The sequence below is a fragment of the Kitasatospora putterlickiae genome, assembly GCF_039527695.1.
In the GTDB taxonomy this organism is placed as follows: Bacteria; Actinomycetota; Actinomycetes; order Streptomycetales; family Streptomycetaceae; genus Kitasatospora; species Kitasatospora putterlickiae.
Window position 1 is genome coordinate 1 of the sequence record NZ_BAAAKJ010000006.1, and the last position, 5,067, is coordinate 5,067.

Annotated in this window: 4 protein-coding genes; 3 read left to right on the top strand and 1 reads right to left on the bottom strand. The window is 77.5% G+C overall.

Going from position 1 to position 5,067, the window contains the following annotated elements; genetic code table 11:
• The coding region (locus tag ABD308_RS00570) for an aminotransferase-like domain-containing protein (protein ID WP_344322669.1) at positions 1–1,201 on the bottom strand (1,201 nt) is incomplete at its 3' end.
• Positions 1,202–1,337: 136 nt separating this feature from the next.
• Here ABD308_RS00570 and yczE point away from each other — a divergent pair.
• From yczE to ABD308_RS00585, 3 genes are all read left to right on the top strand, one after another.
• On the top strand, positions 1,338–2,039 hold the full coding sequence (yczE, locus tag ABD308_RS00575) for a membrane protein YczE (RefSeq protein WP_344322675.1): 702 nt from the start codon (positions 1,338–1,340) through the stop codon (positions 2,037–2,039).
• An 88-nt stretch (positions 2,040–2,127) separates the two neighbouring features.
• Positions 2,128–3,870 carry a DNA repair protein RecN gene (gene recN, locus ABD308_RS00580; protein WP_344322722.1) on the top strand — a complete coding sequence of 581 codons (1,743 nt, stop codon included), beginning with the start codon at positions 2,128–2,130 and terminating at the stop codon, positions 3,868–3,870.
• Positions 3,871–4,075: 205 nt separating this feature from the next.
• Positions 4,076–5,067: glycosyltransferase family 4 protein (locus ABD308_RS00585; protein WP_344322681.1), on the top strand; the 992-nt coding region annotated here is incomplete at its 3' end.

The following is a 5,067-nucleotide window of genomic DNA, read 5'->3' on the forward strand; positions in this document are numbered from 1 at the left end:
GCCGGCGGGCGGCGGCCAGCGCCTCGGCGCTGTCCCGCAGCCGGGTCAGCTGGTGGGCGCGGACGGCCGGCAGGTCCCCGGCCAGCAGCTCGGCGGCGATCAGCTGGTCCAGGACGGGCGCGCCGACGTCGCTGTAGACCCGGGTGGTGGCCAGCCGGCGGACCAGGGCCGGGGCGGCGCGCACCCAGCCGATCCGGAGGCCGCCCCAGAGCAGCTTGCCGGCCGAGCCGACGGTGACCACCTGGGCGGCGCGGTCCAGGGCGGCCGTGGGCCGGGGCGGGGCGACGCCCTCGGGCAGGCCCCAGCCGAGTTCGGCGGTGGTCTCGTCGGCCAGCACGACGGTGCCGGCGGAGCGGGCGGCGGCGAGCAGCTCGCGCCGCTGCTCCTCGTCGATCAGCGCGCCGGTGGGGTTGTGGAAGTCGGGGATCACGTAGGCGGCCTTCGGCGCGGCCCCGCTCAGCACCCGCCGCCACTCGGCGAGGTCCCACCGGAACGCGGGGGTGAGCGGGACCGGGACCAGGCGGGCCTCGTTGAGCCGCAGGGCCTGGAGGGTGTGCGCGTAGCTGGGGGCCTCGACGGCGACCCGGTCGCCGCGGCCGAGCAGGGCCTGCCGGACCAGGTGCAGGGCGCCCATCGCGCCGATGGTGATCAGGATCTGGTCGGGGGTGGTCGGCAGTCCGCGCTCGGTGAAGCGGCGGGCCACCGCCTCGCGCAGCACCGGGACGCCGGTCGGGTAGTGGCCGTGGCCGGCGGCGTACGCGGGCAGCTGCTCGACGGCGCGGGCGGCGGCCGCGGAGAGGAAGGGCTGCGGGGCGGGCAGCGCGGCGACCCCGAGGTCCAGGATGCGGCCCTGCTCGTCCGGCGGCACCGGGTGCAGGGCGTCGCTGGGCGGGGCGGAGCCCTCGGGCAGGGCGGTCCAGCTGCCGGAGCCGCGGCGGCTGCGCAGGTAGCCGTCGGCGCGCAGGGCCTCGTAGGCGGTGGCCACGGTGGTGCGGCTGAGCCGCAGGGCGAGGGCCAGCTCGCGTTCGGCGGGCAGCCGGGCGCCGACCGGCAGCCGGCCCTCGGAGACCAGCAGCCGGACCTGGGCGGCCAGCGTGCGGTAGGCGGGGCGGCGGGCGGCGCCGGCCGGCTCGGGCAGCCGGGCGGTGGCGAGCAGCCGGGCGAGCGCGGGGGAGGAGACGGTGGTCTGCCAGTCGGCCATGGCTCCTCGGTCCACTTGATGGGGATTGGCCCTGTCGTGGGCCGTATTGGCCTGGCCATCATGGCAGGGCGGCCGTTGAGTCCGCCACCGCCGGGCCATGTGTCCTGCGGTGCAGCACCACCTGCTCGGAGATTCCATGGCCACCACCGTGAGCACCCGCCCGTCCCCGCCGCCGTCCCTGGCCGTCCGCGTCCTGGGGGACACCCACGCGCTCGGCCGACGGCTGCCGCAGCTGTTCGGCGGCCTCGCGCTCTACGGGGCCAGCATGGGCCTGATGCTCCGCTCCGGCCTCGGGCTCGACCCCTGGGACGTCTTCCACCAGGGACTGCAGGGCAGCTTCGGGCTGTCGGTGGGCGCCTGGGTGACGATCTGCGGCGCGCTGGTGCTGCTGCTGTGGATACCGCTGCGCCAGCTGCCGGGCCTCGGCACCCTCGCCAACGTGCTGGTGATCGGCGCCGCGATGGACGTCACCGTGAACCTCGTCGGCGCCCCCGGCCCGCTGCCGGCCCGGATCGCGCTGATGGCGGGCGCGATCGTGCTCAACGGCCTGGCCACCGGTCTCTACATCGGCGCCCGGCTCGGCCCGGGGCCGCGTGACGGCCTGATGACCGGCCTGCACCGGCGCACCGGCGGCTCGCTGCGGCTGATCCGCACCGGCATCGAGCTGACCGTGCTGGCCGCGGGCGTCCTGCTCGGCGGCACGGTCGGCGTCGGCACCATCGCCTACGCCCTGGCCATCGGCCCGCTCGCGCAGTTCTTCCTGCCCTGGTGCACCGTTCCGCCGGCGGCCCCCTCCAGCAGCCCGGAAATCCCCTCCGCGGATTCCCGGATGGGGTGAACTTCCGGGTACGGAGTTGCCGCGCGGCGTTGTCGCTCGTCGCGCGGCGGGGGCGGAACCTCGTAAGGTCGTCTCCGTGTTGGACGAGATGCGGATACGGGATCTTGGGGTCATCGACGACGCGGTCGTCGAGCTTGCCCCCGGCTTCACCGCCGTGACCGGCGAGACCGGCGCCGGCAAGACCATGGTGGTGACCAGCCTCGGCCTGCTGCTCGGCGGCCGCGCCGACCCGGGCCTGGTGCGCAACGGCAGCGCCCGCGCGGTCGTCGAGGGCCGCCTCGAACTGCCCGCCGGCTCCCCGGCGGGNNGGGGCACCGCCCGGGCCGCGGAGGCCGGCGCCGAGCTGGACGACGGCGCACTGCTGATCAGCCGGACCGTCTCCGCCGAGGGGCGCTCCCGCGCCCACGTCGGCGGCCGGTCCGTCCCGGTCGGCCTGCTCGCCGAACTCGGCGAGGACCTGATCGCCGTGCACGGCCAGACCGATCAGCAGCGGCTGCTGCGCCCGGCCCGCCAGCGCGGCGCCCTCGACCGGTACGCGGGCGAGTCCGTCGCGGAGCCGCTGGCCCGCTACCGCGAGGTCTACCGCCGGCTGCGCGAGGTCGCCGCGACCCTGGAGGAGCTGACCACCCGGGCCCGCGAGCGCGCCCAGGAGGCCGACCTGCTGCGCTTCGGCCTGGACGAGGTCGCCGCCGCCGAACCGGTGGCCGGCGAGGACGGGGAGCTGGCCGCCGAGGCCGAGCGGCTCGGTCACGCCGACGCGCTCTCCTCCGCCGCCACCCTGGCGCACGCCGCGCTGGCCGGCGACCCCGCCGACCCGGAGGCGCTGGACGCGGGCACCCTGCTCGCCCAGGCCCGCCGCGCGGTGGAGGCCGTCCGCCACCACGACGAGCGGCTCGCCGCCCTCGCCGACCGCCTCAACGAGGTCGGCTACCTGCTCGCCGACGTGGCCGGCGACCTGGCCGGCTACGCCGACGACCTGGACGCCGACCCGGTGCGCCTGGCCGCCGTCGAGGACCGCCGGGCCGTCCTGGCCCAGCTGCTGCGCAAGTACGGCGGCCCGGAGAACACCCTGGCCGAGGTGATCGCCTGGGCCGAGGCCGGTTCCGCGCGGCTCGCCGAACTCGACGGCGACGACGACCGCATCGACGAGCTGGGCGCCCAGGAGACCGCGCTGCGCGTCGAGTTGGCCGACCTCGCGGCCGAGGTGTCGGCCGCCCGGCAGGCCGCCGCCGGCCGCTTCGCGGAGGCCGTCTCCGCCGAGCTCGCCGAGCTGGCCATGCCGCACGCCCGGGTGACCTTCGCGATCAGCCGGCTGGACGACCTGTCCGGGATCGAGCTCGACGGCCGCACCGTCGCCTACGGCCCGCACGGCGTGGACGAGGTCGAGGTGCTGCTCGCCCCGCACCCGGGTGCCCAGCCCCGGCCGATCGCCAAGGGCGCCTCGGGCGGTGAGCTGTCCCGGGTGATGCTCGCCGTCGAGGTGGTCTTCGCCGGCGCCGACCCGGTGCCCACCTACCTGTTCGACGAGGTGGACGCGGGCGTCGGCGGCAAGGCGGCGGTCGAGATCGGCCGCCGGCTCGCCAAGCTGGCCGAGAGCGCCCAGGTCGTCGTGGTCACCCACCTGCCGCAGGTGGCGGCCTTCGCCGACCGCCACCTGGTGGTCGAGAAGACCCACGACGGCACCGTGACCCGCAGCGGCGTCAAGGTGCTGAGCGACGAGGAGCGGGTGCGCGAGCTCTCCCGGATGCTGGCCGGCCTGGAGGACTCCGAGCTCGGCCGGGCGCACGCCGAGGAACTGCTCGCCGCGGCCCGCGCCCCCCGCCGGCGCTAGTCGGCCCCGGTCCGCTCCGGCGGCCCTCCTGGACCGGCCGGGACCGGACCGGTCGCGACGCGCCCCGCCGGGGGCGCCGACTGTCCAAGAGGGCCGCCGACCTGGCATGGTGGCCGCTGGACACTGGCCTTCCTGTCCCGAGCGCCGCCGGAGGGAAACCCCCGTCCGGGGCGCGCGTAGCTGATCGAGTCGGATGCGAGACGACGTGGACCATTCCGCCGCCCGGGCCGTCGCGGCCACCCCCGAACCGGGGCAGCTCAGCGTGGTGCTCGTCCTGGCCGCCAGTACGGGCGGCATCGGCGCGCACGTGCGCTCCCTGGCTCAGGGTCTGGTCGCACACGGAGTGACCGTGACGGTGTGCGCCCCCGCCGGCGCGGACGCGCTGTTCGGCTTCTCCCGCACCGGCGCCCGGTTCCACCTGGTCGACATCACCCCGACCGCGGGCGCCCGCAGCGACGCCACCGCCATCGGCGAACTGCGCCGCGCGTTCACCGGCGCCGACGTGGTCCACGCCCACGGCCTGCGCGCCGCGCTGCTGTCCGACCTCGCGCTGCGCACCGCGGGCCGCTTCCCGGGCCTGCGCCCGGAGACGCCGCTGGTGGTCACCGCGCACCACGCGCTGCTCGCCACCGGCATGGAGCGCCGGCTCCAGCGGCTGATGGAGCGCCGGGTGGCGCGCGCCGCCGACCTCGTGCTCGGCGCCTCCTCGGACCTGGTGGCCCGGGCCCGGGAGCTCGGTGCCACCGACGCCCGGCTGGGCCCGGTCGCGGCCCCGCGGATGCCCGAGGGCCGGCTGGAGCGCTCGCGGGCCCGGGCCGCGCTGCTCGGCTCCGGGCCGGACCGCCCGCTGGTGCTCGCGGTCGGCCGGCTCGTCCCGCAGAAGGCGTTCGGGCTGCTGCTGGACGCCACCGGGGAACTGGCCGGGGCGGACCCGCGGCCGCTGGTGCTGCTCGCCGGGGACGGCCCGGAGGCCGCCGGGCTGCGCGAGCGGGTGGCGGCCGAGAAGCTGCCGGTGCGGCTGCTCGGCTACCGCACCGACGTGCCCGACCTGCTGGCCGCCGCCGACGTCCTGGTGCTCTCCAGCCGCTGGGAGGCCCGCTCGCTGGTGGTCCAGGAGGCGATGCGGGCGGGCGTGCCGGTGGTCGCCACGGCCGTCGGCGGCATCCCCGAACTGGTCGGCGACACCGCCGTGCTGGT

Excerpts from the sequence above, each read along its gene's own strand:
- yczE (WP_344322675.1), top strand. The coding sequence starts at position 1,338 with ATGGCCACCACCGTGAGCACCCGCCCGTCCCCGCCGCCGTCCCTGGCC.